We start from the raw sequence: 20005 nt of genomic DNA, 5'->3' as shown, positions 1-20005 counted from the left end.
ACGGTCAGCGGCCCAGGGCCGTGGCCAGCGCTTCCATCCGTTCCCGGGTGCCGCCGTGGTCACCGAAGTGCACGGCCACCCGCTGCGCTCCGGCTTCGGCGTAGGCGCGGATCTCGTCGGCGACCCGCCCGACCTGCGCGCCGCCGTCCCAGCCGAGCCGCACCGCGGCCACGACCTCAGGACGACCGGCCGTGAGCTCGGCCAGCCGCCGCGCCCGCTCGGCGAAGGCGCCGGGGCCGTCCGGAATGCCCTGCCAGACGTCGGCGGACCGGGCCGCGCGGCGCAGCGCCGCGTCGCTGTTGCCGCCCACCATGATCGGCACCCGGCCGTCCGGGACCGGGGCGAACACGCCCTGCTCGTAGGCGAACCGCCGGCCCCGGTAGGGCGCCGTGCCGCCGTCGAAGAGGTGGCGCAGCAGGGCGATCACGTCGTCGGTGATGGCGCCTCGGTGGTGATAGTCGGCCCCGACGGCATCGAACTCCTGCTCGATCCAGCCGACCCCGAGGCCCAGCACCACCCGGCCCGCCGAGAGCTGGTGCAGGGTGGCGACCTGCTTGGCGAGCACGAACGGGTTGCGCAGCGGGGCGATCAGTACGGACGTGCCGAGCCGCAGCCGCTCGGTTACCGCGGCCAGGTGCCCGATCGTCACCAGCGGCTCGTACACCCCGCCGAACGTCGCGCCGAACTCACCCGGCGGCGGTAGCACGTGCTCGGGCAGCCACGCCGTGGTGTAACCGAGGTCCTCGGCCGTCCGGGCCAGCTCGACGAGCGTGCGCACGGGAATCGACGGCGACTCGTCGGGCAGCACCATTTCGAGTTCCATGTCAGGGGCGAACCGCCTGCGCACGAGGCCTATTCCAGGCCGCTCCACCTGCGGGTCGGGCCGTGCTGCGCATCCACCGATCGGTTGATGCCCGCATCCACCGCAGCGGCGGCGGTCTCCGGCCAGGTGGCCGATCCGGTGCGCGGTGCCGCCGGGCACCGTTGAGGCATGGCAATCATCGAGGTGGACCACCTGCTCAAACGCTACGGACCGCACACCGCGGTGAACGGGGTCAGTTTCGCCGTCGAGCGCGGTGAGATCTTCGGGATCCTCGGACCGAACGGGGCCGGCAAGTCCACCACGGTGGAGTGCATCGAGGGTCTGCGCACCCCGGATGCCGGCACGATCCGGGTCTGCGGTATCGACCCGCAGGGCGGCGACCGCGAACTGCAGCATGTCCTCGGCGCGCAACTGCAGGAGAGTGAACTGCCCGACAAGCTCACCGTCGGTGAGGCGATGGCCCTGTACAGCTCGTTCTACCGCGACCCGGTCGACTGGCGGGAACTGATCTCCGCCCTGCGACTCACCGACAAGGTCGACACCCAGTTCCGGCACCTGTCCGGCGGTCAGCAGCAGCGTCTGTCCATCGCCCTTGCCGTGGTCGGCAACCCGAGGGTGGCGGTCCTCGACGAACTCACCACGGGCCTGGACCCGCAGGCCCGCCGTGACACCTGGGACCTCATCGAGACGATCCGGGACCGCGGGGTCACGATCCTGCTGGTCACGCACTTCATGGAGGAGGCAGAGCGGCTCTGCGACCGGATCGCCCTGATCGACTCGGGGCGGCTCGTCGCGCTCGACACCCCGGCCGGCCTCATCGAGCGGTCCGGCGGGCGGCAGCGGATCCGGTTCCGGCCGTCGGCGCCGCTGGACGGCGCCACGCTGACCGCGCTGCCCGAGGTCGCGTCGGTGGAGCGGTCCGGAGACCAGGTCCTCGTGACCGGCACCGGCGATCTCCTGCTCGCGGTGACGACCGCGCTCGCCCGCAACCAGATCGTCCCCGCCGACCTCCGTGTCGATCAGCCCTCGCTCGATGACGCGTTCGTCGCGCTCACCGGCCGCCCCATCCACGACTGAGGAGACCACCGTGTCCGCCCTGCTGAGACTCACCGTGACCGAGACGAAGCTCTTCCTCCGCGAGCCGATCAGCGTGCTCTTCGCTCTCGCCCTGCCCCCGGTCCTGCTCATCGTCCTCGGCGCCGTCCCGGCGTTCCGTGAGCCCGATCCCGACCTCGGTGGCCGCCGGGTGATCGACCTGTACACCCCGTTGGTGGTCGCGATCGCCATCGCGACCGTCGCGCTGACCAGCCTCCCGCAACAACTCGCGACCTACCGGGAGAAGGGTGTCCTGCGTCGGCTGCGCACCACCCCGGCCCGGCCGGCCCTCCTGCTCGGCGCGCAGCTGCTCATGTCCGTGCTGATGTCCTTCGCCACGACCGTGGTGGTCCTGGTCATCGCCCGCCTGGTGTTCGCCGTCGAGCTGCCCGGCAACCCGCTCGGGTACCTGGTGGCGTTCGCGCTGACCGCGGTCTCGATGCTGGCGATCGGACTGCTCGTGGCCGCGCTGGCGCCAGGTGCTGCAGGCGCGGGCGCGATCGGCCTGGTGCTGTTCTTCCCGTTCCTGTTCTTCGCCGGCCTGTGGATCCCGCGCGAGTCGATGAGTGGTGTGCTGCGCAACATCTCGGACGCGAGCCCATTGGGCGCCGGTGTCCAGTCGCTGCAGGACGCGACCGGAGGGGGCTGGCCGCAGTTGCTTCTCGTCGCCGTCATGCTCGGCTGGGCGATCGTGGCCGGCGGCCTGGCCGCGCGGTACTTTCGGTGGGAGTAGAGCCACCGGGAGCGGGGACGATGAGCATCGAGGCCGAACTGCGCCGTGAGTACGCCCGTGCGGAGCATCGCGAGGCGGCCGTGATCAGGGTGCTTCCGTACGCCCTGCTCGCGGTCAGCACGGTCATCGCCCTGATGGGACCGGCGCCCGCGCCGGCGGTGCTCGGCCTCACCGCCGTGGCTGCCGGCTGGCTGGTCTGGCTGGGTCGCCTCGACCGCCGACCGGATCCCGACGTCAGGCTGCTCGGGCTGTACTTCGCCGGGCTGACGGTGTGGACCGCCGCCCTGGTGGCGCTCGCACCTTCGTACGGCATCTTCGCGTTCATCGGCTACGTCCACGCGTTCCTGTATCTGCGTGGTCGCTGGCGGTACGTCGGAGTGGTCGCCACGTCGCTGATCATGGCGGTGACCTACGTCGGGGGCGTCGCGAACATCGTCGCGGACGACTGGTGGCTGTGGGCCGCGGTCAGCACCGTCAGCGTCGGCCTGTCCCTGATCTTCTTCCACATCCTCGCGAGCAGCGACCAGCACGGCCGGCGGCAGCAGCGTGCCCTCGCCGAGCTGCACGAGGCCAACCTGCGACTGGAGGCCGCACTGGCGGAGAACGCCGGGCTGCACGCGCAACTCCTGGATCAGGCGCGCGAGGCCGGCGTGCTGGACGAACGGCAGAGGATGGCGCGCGAGATCCACGACACCCTGGCGCAGAGCCTGGCGGGGATCCTCACCCAGCTCCAGGCGGCCGAACAGACGATTCAGAGACCGGACGCGGTCCGCCGGCACGTGACCACCGCCGTCGGTCTGGCCCGGGAGAGCCTCGTCGAGGCACGACGGACGGTCCATGCGGTGGAGCCGCAGGTGCTCGCCGGTGCCCGGCTCCCCGACGCGATCGACGACGTGACCGCACGATGGGCGCAGGTGCACCACATCGAGGCTGCCCTGACCACCACGGGTGATCCTCGGCCCATGCGTGTCGACGTCGAGCTCACCCTGCTGCGGGCCGCGCAGGAAGGACTCGCGAACGTGGCCAAGCACGCCGGAGCCTCCCGGGTGGGCCTGACCCTGTCCTACATGGAGGACCTGGTCACGCTCGATATCCGGGACGACGGCGTCGGGTTCGATCCCGAAGCCGGCCGCGCCGACGGTGCCGGTACCGGCGGGTTCGGGCTTGCCGGCATGCGGCAGCGGGTGCAGCGCCTGGCCGGCCGGCTCGACATCGAGTCCGAGCCCGGCGGCGGCACCGCGATCTCGGCCACCGTACCCGCGATCCCGGCGGGCAGCGCGCGATGATCTCGGTGTTGATCGTGGACGACCACCCGGTGGTCCGGGACGGGCTGCGCAGCATGTTCAGCGCGGATCCCCGGTTCGAGGTCCTCGGTGAGGCGGGCGACGGCGCCGAGGCGGTCGCCGCCGCCGAGCACCTCGGGCCCGATGTGATCCTGATGGACCTCCGGATGCCCGGGATGGACGGGGTCGATGCGATCAGGACCCTGACCGAGCGAGGGGTGCCGGCCCGGGTACTGGTGCTCACCACCTACGACACGGACGGCGACGTGCTGCCCGCCATCGACGCGGGCGCCACCGGCTACCTGCTGAAGGACGCGCCGCGCGAGGAGTTGTTCCGGGCGGTGGAGGCGGCCGCCGCCGGGACCGCGGTGCTCTCCCCGGTCGTCGCGACGAGGCTCCTCGGGCAGCGCCGCCGACCGCCGGTCGATCCGCTCTCCCAGCGCGAGCTGGAGGTGCTGGAGCTGATCGCGGGCGGTTCGACGAACCGCGAGGCCGCACGCACGCTGTTCATCAGTGAGGCGACGGTCAAGACGCACCTGTTGCACGCCTACGCCAAGCTCGGCGTGAACGACCGAGCCGCCGCCGTCGCCACCGCGTTCTCCCTTGGCTACCTCACGTCCCGCGGGTGACGATGTGGGCGGACACGCCGCCCGGGAGTAGGGAGTCGACATGATCGCGATCAAGCGGGTCTACGAGGCTCGCACCGCGGACGAGGGGCACGGCATCCTCGTGGACCGGCTCTGGCCCCGTGGGGTGCGCAAGGACCGCGTCGACGTCTGGCTCAAGGACGTCGCCCCGAGCGACGACCTGCGGAACTGGTTCCGGCACGAGGCCCCGAAGTTCGACGAGTTCGCCCACCGCTACACCGAGGAACTCGCCGGAAACGACGCCGTCGACCGGCTCCGCGACCTGATCGCCGCGCACTCCGGCGCCACCCTCCTGTACGGCGCGAGGGACACCGAACACAACCAGGCCGTGGTCCTGAGGCGCTACCTCGAGGGCTGAGCCGGGAGGCGGTTTGCATTCCGGGCAGCGTGGGTACACACTCTTCCACGGCGGTGTGCGTCGCCTGCCCCCTGCGTGGCGCACACCGTCCTTCCATGTCCGGATCCGGGCGCGGACGCCGGGTGCGCCGGAGCGCCCGGAATGGGCCGGTTCCAGCCCGGTACCGCCCCAGCCCGGCGGGTCACGGTGCTATCCGGGCCCGTAGGCGGTTAGCGTGGACGGGTGACCCCGCCCGTTCGATTCCCACTGCCCGGCGGCCGCAAGGCCTCGTCGGCGCCGCAGCCTCCGGAGGTGGAGCCGACGGCCCCGGAACCGACCGCGCGCGAACGTGCGGTCTCCGGCGCCGCGGCACAGTGGCGCAACCGGCTCGCGGATCTCGCCGGCGGCAGCGCCCTCTGGGACGTGGACGCACTCGGTGACGCCCTCGTCGACCTGACCGCCGCCCACCCGAGCGGGATCGCGCAACTGTTCGCCGGGCGCGCCACCCGGTTGTCGAACCTGGTGCGGGAGGGGTCCGCGCTGACCCAGGCCCGGCGGCGGGCCCGAGTGATGGGCGCGCGGACCGAGGAGCTCGCTCAGCGCTACGGGGTCGCCCCGACGTACGTGGCCGTCGGCGTCGCCACCTGGCGCGCGGAGTCACACGGTGAGCACAGCGACGCGGCACCCGGCCGGCCCGCGCCGGGTCCGGACGAGGGGTCGACGGCGCAGCCCGGGTCGGACCCGGCGGCGGCCCGCGGGTCCGAATCGGCCGCGCAGCCCGACCCGGACGCGACGACCGTGCTGGCCGAGGACGCCGGCACGACGCCCGCTCTGGCCGAGGACCCCGCGACCCCGGCGTCCGGCACACGCGCCCCGGCGCCCCGCCTCGTGCACGCTCCCGTGCTGCTGCGGCCGGTCCGCCTGACCGGACCGGGCTCGGATGCCGAGATCGACCTCGAACTCGATCCCGCCGTCGAGCTCAACTCGGTGCTCGTGCGCGAGTTGCGCGCCCACGGGGTGGACCTGGACCCGGCCGAGATCGCACGGTCCACCATGGGTACGCACGGCTTCTCGCCCAGTCCGGCCCTGGCCACGATCGCGGAGCTCGGCAAGGCCCTGCCCGAGTTCCGGATGGATTCCCGGATCATCGTCGGCGCGTTCGTGCACCCGGGTCAGGCCCTCGCGGACGACCTCGAGGCCCAGCAGAGCGCGCTCGCCGCACACGACGTGGTCGCCGCACTCGCGGGCGACGACGAGGCCAAGTCGGCGCTCCGGTCGACCCTGCCCTCGGCCGGTGACGGCGACCGCGACCCCGGGGCCGAACGTGGCGCCGGGGACCTGGACGCCGGCCAGCACCGGGTTCTGGACGCCGTCGGCGCCGGCGGTCACGTGCTCGTCGACGCCCCGCCCGGGGTGGATGTGCCCGCCACCGTCACGGCTGTGGTGGCGCAGGCCGCCGCCGAGGGCAAGCGGGTGCTGTACGTGCCCGGCACCCGCCGGGCCGCCCGGGCCCTCCTGGACGCGATGCGGGCCGTCGGGGTGGGCGACCTCGCCCTCGACCTGAGCAACGACCCGAGCTGGAACCGCACGGCGGCCCGGCGCCTGGTGGACGGGCTGAACCCGCCCGAGCCTTCGGTGGATCCGGCCGCGGTCGCGAAGGACCGCGAGGCCCTGCTGGCGGCCCGGACGAAGCTCGCCGGATACATCAACGCCCTGCACACCCCGCGTCCGCCCTGGTCGGCGAGCGCGTACCAGGCGCTCCAGGCCCTGGCCGAGCTCACCGCGCAGCGCCCCGGTCCGCGCACCCAGGTGCGCCTGTCCGGCACGGCGGTGCGCTCGATGGACTCCGACGAACGCGAGCGGGCCCGCGAGGAGCTCGCCCGAGCCGGAGCGCTCGGGGCGTTCCAGCTGCGAGCCTCGGACACGCCGTGGTTCGGCGCCGAGCTGACCAGCGCCGACCACGCGACCGCCACGCTCGCGGACGTGCGCGCCCTGAACGAGGTGCTGCCGAGGCTGCGGGAGCAGGTCGACGCGGCCGCGGCTCAGACGGGACTCGACGAGGCCCAGACGCTCGAGCAGTGGTCCGAGCAGCTCACCCTGCTCGACGGGATCCAGTCCTCCCTGGACGTCTTCACGCCGCAGGTGTTCGAGCGGTCGGCCACGGACATGGTCGCCGCCACCGCCAGCCGCGCCTGGCGAGCGCAGCACCAGGTCGACCTCGCCTGGGGTGCCCGGCGCCGGCTGCGCAAGCAGGCCAAGGACCTGCTCCGACCCGGGGTCACGGTCGGTGATCTGCACGCGGAACTGGTCGAGGTCGCCACCCGCCGCGACGTCTGGCGTCGGCACTGCGCCGGGGGCGGCTGGCCGCGGGTTCCCGAGGGGATGACGGCGATCGTCCGGACGGCGCAGGAGGTCACCGACCTCGTCGGCCGACTCGCGCCCGTGCTGGCCCCCACCCTGGGTGGCCGTACCCTGTCCGAGGTGCCGCTGGCCGAACTCGCCAACCGCATCGAACGGTTGGGTACCGACGACGCGGCGGTCCGGCAGATGCCGGAGCGGGCCGCGGTGATCGCGAAGCTCAACGGCCTCGGTCTCGCGCCGCTGGTGGCCGACCTGGGCCAGCGGCGGGTTCCGACGAGCCTCGTGGGCGCGGAGTTCGACCTCGCCTGGTGGTCGAGTGTGCTGGAGGAGATGCTCGCCGAGGACCCGGCCATGGCCGGCCTCGAGGCGGAGTCCCTGGACGAGGCGGCCGCGCGGCTGCGGGCTCTGGACGAGACCCAGACCGCGAGCCTGGTCGCACCGGTGCTGGCCGGATCGGCCGCCCGGGTGCGCGCCGCGATCTCCGCCGACCGTCCCCGCGCGCAGGAGTTCTACCGCACGGTGATGCGTGGGGCCACCGACCTCAAGGCCCTGCTGAACCGGTTCGGCGAGGTGGCCTGGGCACCCCGGCCGGTGTGGATCGTGCCACCGATGGTGGTGCCGCAGGTGCTCCCGCCCGGCCGTGACGTGGACCTGCTCGTGCTCGACGCCGTGCAGCACCTGCCCGTGGAGCAGGTGATCTCCGCGATCGTCCGGGCGAAGCAGGTGGTCGTCTTCGGCGACACCCGCCGTGGCGGCACCGGGACCGTCCGGGCCCTGGACCTCCTGCCGCGGGCAACGCTGCCCGGGGACCGGGTGGACCAGGACACCGACATCGCCGCGTTCCTCGCCCGGCACGGCTATGCGGACATCATCCGGCCGGTGCCGGCCCCGCCGCACAGCCCTCGGATCACCCTGGACCTGGTCGACGGCACCGGGATGCCGGCTCCGGGCTCGGACGTGGTCGAGAGCGTGCAGGCCGAGGTGGACCGCGTCGTCGACCTCGTCATCGACCACGCACTGACCCGGCCGGAACAGTCCCTCGCCGTGATCGCACTGAACAGCCGGCATGCGGACCGGGTCCGTGAGGCGGTGCTCTCCACGGCGGCCGGCAGCACCGCGATGTCCGCGTTCTTCGACCAGTCCGGCACGGACGCGTTCACCGTCGTCGACATCGAGTCGGTCGCCGGCCTGCGCCGGGACGCGATCATCTTCAGCCTCGGCTACGGCAAGACGCCGCACGGGCGGGTGCTGCACCGGTTCGGGGCCGTCTCCGGACGCGACGGGGCCGAGTACCTCGTGGACGCGCTCGACGCGGTGCGGCACCGGTTCACCGTGGTCAGCTGCCTCGCAGCCGAGGACCTGGACCCGGCACGGCTGCGGTCCGAGGGGTCCAGGATGCTCAAGGACGTGCTCGCCCTCGCCGCGGCCGGCCGGGCCGAACTCGACGAGGACACCGACGATCACGCCCCCGATCGACTGCTCGTCGACCTCGCCGAGCGGCTCTGGCGCCTCGGCCTCACCGTGGTGCCCCGCTACGGCGTGCCCGGGGGCGTACGCATCCCGCTCGCGATCGGGCACCCGGACCTGCCGGGGGAGCTGCTGGTCGCGGTCCTCACCGACGACCCGGAGTACGTCGCCGAACCGAGCCTGCGACGGCGTGACCGGCACTGGGTGCAACGGCTGCAGAACCGCGGATGGCGGGTCCGGATGGTCTTCTCCACGGCGGTGTTCATGGATCCGCAGGGCGAGGCGGAACGGATCGCGCAGGACGTGCGGGCCGTGCTCGCCGAGCGGAACGTGACGGTCACGAGCCCGGCGTCCGGGATCCCGCCCACGGATCTCGTGGACGAGGTCGCCGGGGAGGAGGAACCGGACCGTGATTCCGCGGCCCGTCCCACGACGTCCGCCCGCGGCATCGCCATGGTCGGTGAGCAGCCGACCCGGCCCGGCACCAGGTCCCCGATCGCCGGACTGCGCGGGGACCGGCCCGACGTGCCGCCGGGACAGCCGCTGAGCCGGTACGGCGACGACGAACTCGACGCCCTGGTCGGGTGGCTCGCCTCGGACGGCGAGCCCCGCTCGAGCGAGGCGTTGCGCGAGGAACTCCGCGCCGAGCTGGGCATCGCCAAGCGCGGCACCCACGTGGACGCCGTTCTCGGCGCCGCGGTGCGGCGCTCGGGGCTCGGGTCCGCTCCGGACTCCCCGGCCGCCACCGACGCAACGCGAGCGGCCGGGGAGGCCGACGGCGGCGACGTCACCGGGGCGGACGGCTCGCCCCCGGCGGAGGCCGCCGCGGCCGCCGACGATGAGCTCGCGGGCAACGCCGAGGCTGCCGGCAATGAGCTCGCCGGCGACGCCGAGGCCGCCGACGATGAGCTCGCCGGCGACGCCGAGGCCGCCGACGATGAGCCCGTCGGCAACGCCGAGGCCGCCGACGATGAGCTCGCCGGCGACGCCCAGGCTGCCGGCGAGGAGCCTGCCGACGACACGCAGGGCGATGGCGGCGCCGACGCCGGATCCACCGACGCGCACCCGGACGCGCCCCGAACCGGCACGGCCGGGCGAGCCGAGCCGACGATCCCGAACCGGGCCTGGGAGGACGAGGACCGCGCCTGGGGGGAAGGCTCGTCGGACTCCGACGACGAACGGCTCCGTCGCGACGTCCCGCCGCACTGGTCCTGAGTCGCCCGGCCGGCGCCGGCCCGGACTTCGGTACCGATGACCCTCCGACACGTTCGGACCCGTGACTTTGAGCGTTCAAGGCTTCAGGGACCGGAGTGGCTACGGTGGGTCCCGCACACAACTTCATCCCGAGTGTGCGGCCATGACGTCGCTTCGTCCGGCCGCGCAGCAATCAGAGAGGGGACCTGCCGTGGGCGGTTTCAAGGACTTCATCATGCGGGGCAACCTGGTCGAACTCGCCGTGGCCTTCATCATGGCCACGTCGTTCGCCGCGGTTGTCACGGCCTTCACGAACATCATTCTCGAGATCATCGCGAAGGCCGGCGGGGCGCCGAACTTCGACGAGTGGGCCCCGGGTGGCTTCACGACCGTCGGTCCGTTCCTGACGGCCCTCGTGGCCTTCATCATCCTGGCCTTCATCGTCTACTTCGGGATCGTCAAGCCCTACGAGGCCGTCAAGGCCCGGTTCGTCACGCCGGCCGACGAGGAGGCGGCCGAGGCCGCGGAGGAGATCGCGCTGCTGCGTGAGATCCGCGACTCGCTGCGCTCGGGCACCCAGGGCTGATCCCGACCGGCCGATGGGGGCGAGCCCGCACCCGTCGCGCGGGGTGCGGGCGCGTCGGCCCCACCCTGCGGTCCGGCGGCCCACGGGCGGGCGCAGCGCACTCAGCCCTCGTCGATGAGGACGGCTCGAAACGGCGCCACCGCGCTGGCACCGCTCACCCGGGCGGCGTCGGAGGCGGCGACGGCGGCGATCACCACCCCCGTCGGGCCGCCGGCCGGGTCGGTGGCCCCGAACAGCGACGGATCGGCCGCCGGTTCGTCGACCCGGCTCAGGATCAGGGCACCGGCCGTGATCAGTTCGGACTCGAGCACCTGCCCACCGGAGTCCACCGGGGCCAGGTACAGGTCCAGCCGGTCGCCGACGCGCACCAACTGGGCCAGGGCGGGGTCGGCGAGCCGGATCGGCAGCACCACGGTCCCGGCCGGAGCCGACCCGGTCAGGCCCGGCCCGACCAGCAGGGTCGGCACCACCGGCGTGCCGGGGCCGACTCCGATCGCGAGCGGCGATCCCACCGCCTCCTCGAATGACACCGTCGACGGTGGCGGGTCCCGGACCTGCCGGACCTCCACGTCCGTCTCGGTCAGGACCGACCCGGCCGGCAGGGTGCCGGTGACCACGAGCACCGGAGTGGTCGCGGCCGCCGGTGGGCGCAGGTCGGCGAGCACCAGGACCAGGGCCCAGCCCAGGCAGGCGGCGGCGAGCACGAACCGGTAGCGCCACAGGACGGCCCGCCAGCGGCGCGCGCGTGAGCCGGGGCGCTCGGGGTGGGATCTCCGGTCGGCTCTCATCGCGCCGACGGTAGTCAGGTCACGTGCGGGGTGTGCCCGGGCCACGTCGGGCCTGTGCACGAGGCGACGCCCGACCGGCCCTGTGGACCGTTGACCGATTGGCCGAGCACGGCGCTGGGCCTCGAGGGTCCCGCGCCGGCAGCTCGGGTACGGCTACTTCGCGGCAGGTGCCGGGGACTTGCTGCCGCTGCTGGAGGAGTCCTTCGAGGAGGAGCCGCTCGACGAGGTGCCGTTCGACGACCCGCCCGAGGACGACCCGCTCGAGGACGACCCGCTCGAGGAGTCCGACGACGCGGGCTTCGAGGACGAGCCGGACTCGGACTTGCCGGCGCCCGTGGTGGAGGAGGAGGACCCGCGCGAGTCCGTGCGGTAGAAGCCCGAACCCTTGAAGACCACGCCGACCGGGGAGAACACCTTACGCAGCCGTGGCTCGTGACAGTTGGGGCACTCGGTGAGCGCGTCGTCGCTGAAGGACTGATAGATGTCGAACGCGTGGCCGCAGTTCTGGCAGGCGTAGGCGTAGGTCGGCACAGGGTCCTCCGGGTAACCAACAGGCGATCGGGCCGGCGTGCGTCGCTGGCCCGATCGCATATTCTACGCGCCGTCGGCGATACCTCTCACGCGAGCGCGATGCGGTGCCTCACCCGCACTCCCGCGGCGGCTACTCTCGGAGCGTGGCTGGGATCTCCGTTGCTCGACGCATTGCTCTGGCCGTGGCCGTCTTCCTCGTCGTGGTCCTCGTCGCCGGGGTGATCACCACGGTGATCTTCGTGCGCCGCCCCCTGCCGAGCCACAGCGGCACCCAGCAGGTCGACGGGCTCAGCGCCGAGGTGGAGATCATCCGCGACCGGCTCGGGATCCCGCAGATCTACGCGGACGACGCCGAGGACCTGTTCATGGCTCAGGGTTACGTGCACGCCCAGGACCGGTTCTTCGAGATGGACTACCGCCGCCACGTCACGGCCGGGCGGCTGTCCGAGCTGGTGGGCCCCGTCGACGCGGCGCTCGCCGCCGACACCGTGACCCGGACGCTCGGCTGGCGCCAGGTCGCCGAGCAGGAGTTCGACCTGCTCGACCCCGCGAGCCGTTCCTACCTGACCGCCTACGCCGACGGGGTGAATGCCTACCTCGAGTCGCGCCAGCCCAGCCAACTGGGGCTGGAGTACACCGTGCTCGGGATGTCCGTGGACGTCGGCACGATCGAACCCTGGGACCCGGTCGACTCGCTGGCCTGGCTGAAGGCGATGTCCTGGGACCTCCTCTCGAACTACGGTGACGAGCTCGGACGAGCCGCCGTGTTCGGCCAGGTCGGAGACCTGGACATGGTCGACGCGCTCTATCCCGCCTACGACAGCTCCCGGAACCTGCCGATCCTGCCCACCGCGGCCGAGGTCACGGCGCAGGAGGAGGCTGCCGCGGCGGAGGAGACGCAGGCCCAGGGCATGGACCTGACCGGCGGTGACTCCGACCGGGCCGAGGCGGGGTCCGGGGTCGCCTCGGACCCGTATCCCACCGCCCTGGCCGCGGACGCCGGCGAGGCGGTGCGAACCGCCCTGGATGCGATCCCCGCGCTGCTCGGCACGGGTGAGGGCCTGGGCTCGAACTCGTGGGTGGTCTCGGGCGAGCACACGGTGTCCGGCCGGCCGCTGCTGGCGAACGACCCGCACCTCGGCCTCGGTGCACCGGGGATCTGGTACCAGGTCGGCCTGCACTGCCGCACCGTCTCGGAGCAGTGCCCGTTCGACGTGGCCGGGTTCAGCTTCTCGGGGCTGCCCGGCGTGGTGATCGGACAGAACGCCGACCTCGCCTGGGGGCTGACGAACCTGACGTCCGACGCGAGCGACTTCTTCCTCGAGCGCGTCTACTCCGACGGCACGTACCTGCGGGCCGGTGACCGGCTCCCGCTGACCGAGCGGACCGAGGTGATCGAGGTCAACGGCGGCGACGACGTGACGATCACGGTGCAGTCCACCCCGCACGGCCCGATCATCTCGGACGCGATCCTCGGCAGCCGCGCCGCCGGGGACGCCCCGCTGCCCGACGGAGCCCCGCCGACCGGCCTGTCCGGGTACGCGATCGCGCTGAGCTGGACGGCGCTGACCCCGGGTCGGACGGCGGACGCCCTGTTCGCGATGAACCGCGCCGTGGACGCCGACGACGTGGCCGCCGCGGCCGCGCTCTTCGACTCGCCGTCGCAGAGTTTCGTGTTCGCGACGGCGGACGGCCAGATCGGCTACCAGGCCGCGGGTGCGATGCCGATCCGTGCCGACGTGCCCGGCGCCGTGGTGCCCTCGGACGGGCGATGGCCGCGTCTGGGCTGGGACCCGGCCTACGACTGGCAGGGCCTCGTGGCCCCGGAGCAGATGCCGTCGGTCGTCGACCCGGCGGAGGGTTTCATCGTGACGGCCAACCAGGCCGTGACCTCACCCGGGAACACCCCGGACCTCGCGACCGATGTGGACCGGGGCTACCGGGCCCAGCGGATCCGGGACCTGATCACCGAGCAGATCGCGGCCGGCGAGCCGTTCACCGCGGCGGACATGACCCGGATCCAGCTCGACGAGGTCAATCCCTACGCGCAGATGCTCGTCCCGGTGCTGCAACGGATCCGGGTCCCGAACGACTTCGTGGCCGAGGCCGTCGACCTCTTCGACGACTGGGACCGCGTCAACGACGCCGACTCGCCCGCCGCCGCCTACTTCGCCGCGGTGTGGACGAACCTGCTCCGGCTCACGTTCTGGGACCAGGTGCCCGAGGCTCAGCGGCCGAGCGGCGGCAGCGTCTCGCTCGACGTGATCCGGAACCTGCTCGAGGACGAGGCGAGCCCATGGTGGGACGACCGGGCCACCCTGACCGTGGTCGAGCAGCGCGACGAGATCCTCGGGCTCGCCCTCGTGGACGCCCGGGCCCAGCTGACCGTCTCGCAGGGCAAGGATCCCGCGGACTGGCGGTGGGGCCGGTCCCATCAGATCGCGCCCACGCACGCCCTGCTCGGCGGCGACGGGGTACCCGGTGTGGTCTCGAACTACTTCAACCCCGATCCCTTCGCGATCGGCGGCGGCAGCTCATCGGTGAACGCGACCAGTTGGGACGCGAGCGCCTGGGCCGGTGGCTACCCGGACCTGTCGGTGACCTCCGGGCCGTCCATGCGAATGGTCGTCGACCTCGCCGACCGGGACGCCTCCACGTGGCAGAACTTCCTGGGCAGCTCCGGGCACCCGACGTCCGGCAACTACGACGACCAGTTCGACCGGTGGGCGTCGGGTGAGCCCTACCCGTGGGCCTTCACCCGGGCCGCCGTCGAGGAGTCCGAGGACCGGACCCTGACCCTCGCCCCGCCGGGCTGACCGGGGTCACCCGCGCTCAGCGGGTGGCGCGGACGATCCCCCGTGGCGTCAGCACGCCGTCGACCCTGCGGTCATGCGGGGCGACCGGCAGCGGTTCGGTGGAGACCTCGTCGTCGAACAGGATCGCGATCACCCGGGCGTCCGGGCGGGCGTGCGCGAGCGCGCGGTCGTACCACCCGCCGCCCTGACCGAGACGGTTACCGGCGGCGTCCACGCTCAGCGCGGGGGTGAGGATGAGGTCCGCCTCGGCCAGGGCCTCGGCGCCGAGACCTGGGCCCTCGGGGTCGGGCGGCCGACCGGGTGCCCGGACCTCCAGGGGGTCACCGGGCCGGTACCGCGCCCAGTCCCGGCTGAGGCCCGGCCCGAGCATCGGCAGCAGGATCGAGATCCCGGCCCGGTCGAGGGTCTCCAGCAACGGGGCCGTGTCCGGCTCGGTCCGGCGGGCGGCGTAGGTGGCGACGCAGCGCACGTCCTCGAGGAGTTCCGCGGCGTGCACGGCGATCGCCTCGGCGGCCTCGCGGCGCTCCCGGTCGGACCGCTCGGTGCGGTGCGCCCGCACGGAGTCACGCATGATCTGCTTGGCGTCCTCCATCTCCAGATGAGCATCACGGGGGAGGGTGTTCGCCACTGACCACATGCCTCCACCTTGTCAGGGCGGACAGACATTCCGCCACCGATTCGCTGATGGCGAAGCGCACGGTGTGGCATCTACTAGCCTGCCTTCATGTTCGTCGCACCGTTCTCCTCGGCCCTCGGGGCCCGGCAGGGCCGGCAGTGCCGCCAGTGCCGGCTGGGCCGCGCGCAGCCAGGCCCCCGCAGATGAAGGCGGTCTCCGAGCACCTCGCCGCGGTCCTCGAGCTCCTTCGCCCGCTGCCGCCGCTCGAGGTGGTGCTGCACGACGCCGTCGGGTGTGTCCTCGCGGCCGACGTGACCGCACCCGCGGACCTGCCCCGGCGCGACCTGGCCGCCCTCGACGGGTACGCGGTCCGGTTCGCCGACATCGACGGCGCCGCCCCGGACCGGCCGGTCGTGCTGCGCGTGCTGGACGAGGTCCGGGCCGGGCACACCGACCCGACCCGGCTCGTCGCGCACGCCTGCGTGCGGATCGCCTCCGGTGCCCCGGTACCGGCCGAGGCGGACTGCGTGGTGCCGCTCGACGCGACCGACTCCGGGACCGCCTCCGTGACGATCACGGCGACCTGCGCCGTCGGCGACAACATCCGCCGCGCCGGCGAGGACCTGCGCGAGACCGAGATCGCGCTGGCCTCGGGGGTGCGCGTCGGTGCCCGGCAGATCGCCCTGCTGGCCGCGCTCGGCCGCTCCCGGGTACCGGTGCACCCGCGGCCGCGGGTGGTGCTGATCTCGGTCGGCGACGAACTCGTCGAGCCGGGCCGCCGCGCCACCGAGGGTCAGGTGTTCGACGCCAACGGGCATGCCCTCGCCACCGCCGTCCAGGACGCCGGTGGGACCACGTTCCGCGTCGCCGCGGTGCCGGACGAGCGGGGTGCGCTGCGGGAGACGCTCGAGGACCAGCTCGTCCGCGCGGACCTGATCATCACCACCGGCGGACTCAGCTACGGCGCGAACGACACCGTCAAGGAGGTCCTCAGCCCGCTGGGCACCGTCCGCTTCGACAACGTCGCGATCACACCCGGGCGACAGTTCGGCGTCGGAGTGGTGGGGGAGGAGACTCCGATCCTGTGCCTGCCCGGGGACCCGGTCAGTGCGCAGGTCGCCTACGAGGTGTTCGTACGGCCCGCGTTGCTGGCGATGGCCGGCCACGCCGAGTTCTACCGGCCCACCGTGTCGGCGCGGATGACGACGGCGTGGACGTCGCCGAGGGGTCGGCGCCAGTTCGTGCCGGTGACCCTCGTGGGATCCCCGGACCACGGCTACCGGGCCACCCCTGTCGGCCCGCCGGGTGGGCTGCTGCTGACCGCGATGGCGCGGGCGAACGCGCTCGCGGTGGTCGCCGAGGACACCACGGCCGTCGGCGTCGACGACGAACTGCACTGCCTGGTCCTGGAGAGTTGATGGACCTCGTCCACGGTGGCATCCGGCTGCGCCCGCTGCGGTTGCGCGACCGGGTCGCCTGGGACGACCTGAGGATGCGCAACGCCGGCTGGCTGCGGCCCTGGGAGGCGACCTCACCGGAGGCGAACGCGTTCCGGCCCACCTTCGCCCAGTACGTGCGGGGCCAGAACCGGGCAGCCCGGCGCGGTGAGGGCTACGCCGCCGTGATCGAGGTGGACCGGCGGATGGTCGGGCAGCTGACGGTCTCGTCGGTGACCCGGGGCTCGTTGCAATCGGCGACCATCGGCTACTGGATCGCCGAGGAGATGGCCGGCCGTGGGATCGTGCCCGTCTGTGTGGCCCTCGCGACCGACTACTGCTTCCTCGAGCTCGGGCTGCACCGCGTGGAGATCAACATCCGGCCGGAGAACGCGGCGAGCCTGCGGGTCGTCGCCAAGCTCGGATTCCGGGACGAGGGCATCCGGGAGCGCTACCTGCACATCAACGGGACGTGGGCGGACCACCGCACGTTCGCGCTGACGGTCGAGGAGGCTCGGGGCGGTCTGACGGCGCGCCTGCCCTGATCTTCGCCCGACACGCCGGGGCCGGTCGGCAGTAGCGGGACCTGCGCGTTCTACCGTCGGGATGTGAGTTTCGGCGGCTATGCGGTGACGGCGATCCTCGTCATGTTCTTCGCCTTCCTGCTGCCGTCCGTGATCCGGTCCCGGCAGGTGGTTCTCGACTCCCGGGTCGAGGACCGGTTCTCCGAGGACCTCCGAGTGGTGGCGAGGGCGGGCGACCCGCCCGAGCCCAAGGCCGAGCGCAGTAACCGCGGATACGTCCACCCGCGGATCGAACAACCGGAGGCACCCATGCACACGCCCGTGGCCCGCGGCGACCGGCTCGCCGCTGCCGATGCCCGCCGTGCCGCCGCCTCCCGGGCCGCACGCGCCGCCGCCGCGAGCCGCCGGGCCGCGGCCGCCCGCCGTCGGCTCGCCCTGACCCTGCTGCTGCTCGGTGCCACCGCCGTGACCTGGACCCTGTTCGCCGTCGCGTCGCTGCCGGTCGCCGCCGCGATCGTGCCCTCCGTGCTCCTGCTCGCCGTGGTCGTCGCCGGCCGTCGTGCCTCGGCCCGGGCGGCGGTCGCCGACGCACGCTGGCGCGCCGAGGTGGCCCGCGACACCCGTGACCCGTTCGCCCCGGTCGGCACGATCGACCGCGCCGAGGCCCCCGTGCGGCACTCCAAGGGAACCCGCCGGGACGGTGCCGCCGAGCGCCCGGGCACGGGCTCGACGACCCCCGGCCCCGAACGGACCGAGCGCACGGAGCGGACCGAGCGGCGGGCCCGCCCGGCCGCGGCCACCGGCACCCGGCCCAGCCTGCGCATCGACGTCGACCCGGCGTCCCTGCTGCCGGAGGAGCCGGTCGCGCATCGTGCCGGTCCGGAGCTGCCCGAGGGTGAGGGCTGGACCCCGGTGCCCGTGCCCGCCCCCACCTACACGCTCAAGCCGGCCGTGCGCCGTCGGGAGGTCGCTCCGTTCGAGACGGACGAGCAGACCACGGCCGCGAGCGCGACCGACGAGGCTGACACCGAGGTGCCCGCGCCGTCCGAGACCAGCCTGGACGCGACCGCCGAGGCCACGGAGCACGACCCGGCCGACGCACCGGCAGAACCCGCCGCTCCGGCGATGAACCTGCAGGCCGTGCTGGCCCGCCGCCGCGCCTCCGGGCAGTGATCCCGGCCACGTCCGCGGCGTCGCAACGGGCCTGCGCGAGGTGGTAATCTGAACGTCGATCTTGGGGCTATGGCGCAGTTGGTAGCGCGTCTCGTTCGCAATGAGAAGGTCGGGGGTTCGAATCCCCCTAGCTCCACCAGATGGAGGACCCCGCTGAACCGCTGGTTTGGCGGGGCTTCCTCGTGTCTGTGGCCATGCGATGGTTCGAACCACCGCCGGCCCGAGCGAGGGTTGCGGCGCCGCGCGGCAAGGGTCTGGATCGTTGAGATTCCGGGCTTGCTGCCGTCATGCGGAGTGTGGTCAGCCTCTGACCGGTGGGGTCCAGTTGAGGGCGATGGCGACATGGACGGCGATGGCGGCGACCGCAGAGTCATCGAGCCGGCGGGAGTAGGCCGGGTCAACGGGGTAGGTGGTGGCGGCGGGTGCGAACAGCGTGACCATGGGCTGTCCGGTGACGGGCGAACGCACGTGGATACCGTCGAGATCAGGCCAGGTCTCTGCGATCGACCGCGCCCACGCACGGCACGTCGATTTCGGGGCGGAGTCCAGCGATGCTGACGCACCGTTGCGCAGCGCCCAGGGCGTCCCGGTCGGGGTCGTCGGGGGCAGCAGACTCAGCAGCCGAAGCGGGCGGGAAGGCACCCATGAGACGAGCGACTGGTGCTCGGACAGCACGATCCGGCGCCGCGTCTGGAACGCCTCCCCGAACGCTGTGAGCACATCGGTGGCGGTGTACGTCACCGCCCGCACCGGCCCTGGACCAGCTGGGTGGTGTGGGTCCCATCGCATCTGGACGAGGGGGCCGACGGTGCGCATCTCGTCCCAGCGTTGCCGATACGCGCCGGTGGTGCGGTGGATCCTCCACAGCGGGTCGGTGTGGGTGGTGAAATCGGCGGGGTCTGCGGTGAGCGGCGCAGGTGGGGTCTGTGGGTTCTTGCCAGTCATGCGATCGCGAGCTCGGCGACGAGGCTCGCGACCCGTGCCGGGTCTCCGCCGGTGGCGAGCCAGCCCCGCGGCGTCCGGCCTTCGAGACCGTCGGTGGGGGTGGTCATGAACGCGGCGATGTCGAGGGGGTGGTAGTCGTCTGGGAACTCGGGCAGGACGTGCCGCAGCCCTGGCAGTGGCCCGGTGTCGGTGAACTGCCAGGACGGGAACACCGATCCAGCGCCTCGGGCCTGCTTGAGTGCGTAGAGGTCGCGGTTGGCGACCATGCGGCTGATGTTCGACTTCTGGTAGCTGTACCGGGCAGCTACGTCTGCCGTGCTGATCCCTTGTTCGGTGGCGTCGCGGTCGGCGGCTTCGGTGGCGACCTCGATGACGCGCAGTGCGTGCGCTTGCGCGTGTGGGGTGAGTGTCTCGGGCCCGATCCCGCCGTGGGTGAGGAGGTAGTCCTTCTCGGTCTGTGTGGCGGTGGCGGTGGAGTTGACGAGGTCGTCGAGCGCGGCGAGGAACGCGTCGGTGTCGAGTCCGTGCCGGTCGGCAGCGGCCTCGATCTCGGGGGAGTGGAACGCTGTCATGCAACGTACGATACCTCTTATCACGTCTTGCCGGAATGGCGCATCTGGGCGCACAGCCTCCCCGACCTCCCGGAACGG

Annotated in this window: 17 protein-coding genes, 1 tRNA gene and 1 pseudogene; 13 read left to right on the top strand and 6 right to left on the bottom strand. The window is 73.0% G+C overall.

Annotated features, from left to right (window positions below; translation table 11 throughout):
- Positions 1-4: 4 nt before the first annotated feature.
- Entirely contained in the window at positions 5-823 is an 819-nt protein-coding gene (locus EXU48_RS11710) for a TIGR03619 family F420-dependent LLM class oxidoreductase (RefSeq protein WP_133107832.1), read from the bottom strand.
- Between the two features lie 168 nt (positions 824-991).
- Between EXU48_RS11710 and EXU48_RS11705 the strand changes: the two genes are divergently transcribed.
- The 7 genes from EXU48_RS11705 (at position 992) to EXU48_RS11675 (ending at position 10526) form a co-directional block, all read left to right on the top strand.
- Entirely contained in the window at positions 992-1900 is a 909-nt protein-coding gene (locus EXU48_RS11705) for an ABC transporter ATP-binding protein (RefSeq protein ID WP_133107831.1), read from the top strand.
- 10 nt (positions 1901-1910) lie between these two features.
- Positions 1911-2651: an ABC transporter permease gene (locus EXU48_RS11700; protein ID WP_133107830.1), complete on the top strand. Its 741-nt coding sequence runs from the start codon at positions 1911-1913 to the stop codon at positions 2649-2651.
- Between the two features lie 20 nt (positions 2652-2671).
- Positions 2672-3937, top strand: coding sequence for a sensor histidine kinase (locus EXU48_RS11695; protein ID WP_133107829.1), 1266 nt, complete (start codon positions 2672-2674; stop codon positions 3935-3937).
- Entirely contained in the window at positions 3934-4563 is a 630-nt protein-coding gene (locus EXU48_RS11690; RefSeq protein ID WP_133107828.1) for a response regulator, read from the top strand. Before EXU48_RS11695 ends, EXU48_RS11690 begins: the two co-directional genes overlap by 4 nt.
- A gap of 40 nt (positions 4564-4603) precedes the next feature.
- Positions 4604-4939: a DUF488 domain-containing protein gene (locus tag EXU48_RS11685; protein WP_133107827.1), complete on the top strand. Its 336-nt coding sequence runs from the start codon at positions 4604-4606 to the stop codon at positions 4937-4939.
- A gap of 222 nt (positions 4940-5161) precedes the next feature.
- Positions 5162-9961: a hypothetical protein gene (locus EXU48_RS11680; RefSeq protein WP_133107826.1), complete on the top strand. Its 4800-nt coding sequence runs from the start codon at positions 5162-5164 to the stop codon at positions 9959-9961.
- Positions 9962-10151: 190 nt separating this feature from the next.
- Complete coding sequence (locus EXU48_RS11675; protein WP_133107825.1) at positions 10152-10526, top strand: MscL family protein; 375 nt, start codon at positions 10152-10154, stop codon at positions 10524-10526.
- Between the two features lie 101 nt (positions 10527-10627).
- On the opposite strand, the gene EXU48_RS11670 is transcribed toward EXU48_RS11675, so the two are convergent.
- Complete coding sequence (locus tag EXU48_RS11670) at positions 10628-11314, bottom strand: SAF domain-containing protein (protein ID WP_133107824.1); 687 nt, start codon at positions 11312-11314, stop codon at positions 10628-10630.
- 178 nt (positions 11315-11492) lie between these two features.
- Between EXU48_RS11670 and EXU48_RS25415 the strand changes: the two genes are divergently transcribed.
- Complete coding sequence (locus EXU48_RS25415; protein WP_328591646.1) at positions 11493-11687, top strand: hypothetical protein; 195 nt, start codon at positions 11493-11495, stop codon at positions 11685-11687.
- 62 nt (positions 11688-11749) lie between these two features.
- Here EXU48_RS25415 and EXU48_RS25410 read toward each other — a convergent pair.
- A pseudogene (locus EXU48_RS25410) lies at positions 11750-11905 on the bottom strand (FmdB family zinc ribbon protein); the annotation flags it as partial.
- Between the two features lie 83 nt (positions 11906-11988).
- Here EXU48_RS25410 and EXU48_RS11660 point away from each other — a divergent pair.
- Positions 11989-14661, top strand: a complete 2673-nt coding sequence (locus EXU48_RS11660) for a penicillin acylase family protein (RefSeq protein ID WP_235856978.1) — start codon at positions 11989-11991, stop codon at positions 14659-14661.
- 16 nt (positions 14662-14677) lie between these two features.
- Here EXU48_RS11660 and EXU48_RS11655 read toward each other — a convergent pair whose 3' ends face one another.
- Positions 14678-15298 carry a 5-formyltetrahydrofolate cyclo-ligase gene (locus EXU48_RS11655; RefSeq protein WP_133107822.1) on the bottom strand — a complete coding sequence of 207 codons (621 nt, stop codon included), beginning with the start codon at positions 15296-15298 and terminating at the stop codon, positions 14678-14680.
- A 182-nt stretch (positions 15299-15480) separates the two neighbouring features.
- Between EXU48_RS11655 and EXU48_RS11650 the strand changes: the two genes are divergently transcribed.
- The 4 genes from EXU48_RS11650 to EXU48_RS11635 all read left to right on the top strand — a co-directional run bounded on the left by EXU48_RS11650 (position 15481) and on the right by EXU48_RS11635 (position 18549).
- Complete coding sequence (locus EXU48_RS11650) at positions 15481-16695, top strand: molybdopterin molybdotransferase MoeA (RefSeq protein ID WP_133107821.1); 1215 nt, start codon at positions 15481-15483, stop codon at positions 16693-16695.
- The gene (locus EXU48_RS11645) at positions 16695-17258 is read left to right on the top strand and encodes a GNAT family N-acetyltransferase (RefSeq protein WP_133107820.1); all 564 of its coding nucleotides are present in this window, start codon (positions 16695-16697) and stop codon (positions 17256-17258) included. The genes EXU48_RS11650 and EXU48_RS11645 overlap by 1 nt, the downstream gene beginning before the upstream one ends.
- Positions 17259-17321: 63 nt before the next feature.
- Entirely contained in the window at positions 17322-18410 is a 1089-nt protein-coding gene (locus tag EXU48_RS11640; RefSeq protein ID WP_133107819.1) for a hypothetical protein, read from the top strand.
- Between the two features lie 63 nt (positions 18411-18473).
- Positions 18474-18549 (top strand) — tRNA-Ala (locus EXU48_RS11635).
- Between the two features lie 161 nt (positions 18550-18710).
- Here the strand turns inward: EXU48_RS11635 and EXU48_RS11630 are convergent.
- Positions 18711-19151, bottom strand: coding sequence for an RES domain-containing protein (locus tag EXU48_RS11630; RefSeq protein ID WP_207947706.1), 441 nt, complete (start codon positions 19149-19151; stop codon positions 18711-18713).
- Positions 19152-19351: 200 nt separating this feature from the next.
- Positions 19352-19927, bottom strand: coding sequence for a hypothetical protein (locus tag EXU48_RS11625; RefSeq protein ID WP_133107818.1), 576 nt, complete (start codon positions 19925-19927; stop codon positions 19352-19354).
- Between the last annotated feature and the right edge of the window lie 78 nt (positions 19928-20005).

This window comes from Occultella glacieicola, assembly GCF_004353825.1.
In the GTDB taxonomy this organism is placed as follows: Bacteria; Actinomycetota; Actinomycetes; order Actinomycetales; family Beutenbergiaceae; genus Occultella; species Occultella glacieicola.
This window is presented reverse-complemented; position numbering and strand designations above follow the sequence as displayed.

Coding starts and splice junctions, on each gene's coding strand:
- EXU48_RS11710 (WP_133107832.1), bottom strand. CDS start 823: ATGGAACTCGAAATGGTGCTGCCCGACGAGTCGCCGTCGATTCCCGTG.
- EXU48_RS11705 (WP_133107831.1), top strand. CDS start 992: ATGGCAATCATCGAGGTGGACCACCTGCTCAAACGCTACGGACCGCAC.
- EXU48_RS11695 (WP_133107829.1), top strand. CDS start 2,672: ATGAGCATCGAGGCCGAACTGCGCCGTGAGTACGCCCGTGCGGAGCAT.
- EXU48_RS11690 (WP_133107828.1), top strand. CDS start 3,934: ATGATCTCGGTGTTGATCGTGGACGACCACCCGGTGGTCCGGGACGGG.
- EXU48_RS11685 (WP_133107827.1), top strand. CDS start 4,604: ATGATCGCGATCAAGCGGGTCTACGAGGCTCGCACCGCGGACGAGGGG.
- EXU48_RS11670 (WP_133107824.1), bottom strand. CDS start 11,314: ATGAGAGCCGACCGGAGATCCCACCCCGAGCGCCCCGGCTCACGCGCG.
- EXU48_RS11655 (WP_133107822.1), bottom strand. CDS start 15,298: ATGTGGTCAGTGGCGAACACCCTCCCCCGTGATGCTCATCTGGAGATG.
- EXU48_RS11650 (WP_133107821.1), top strand. CDS start 15,481: ATGAAGGCGGTCTCCGAGCACCTCGCCGCGGTCCTCGAGCTCCTTCGC.
- EXU48_RS11645 (WP_133107820.1), top strand. CDS start 16,695: ATGGACCTCGTCCACGGTGGCATCCGGCTGCGCCCGCTGCGGTTGCGC.
- EXU48_RS11625 (WP_133107818.1), bottom strand. CDS start 19,927: ATGACAGCGTTCCACTCCCCCGAGATCGAGGCCGCTGCCGACCGGCAC.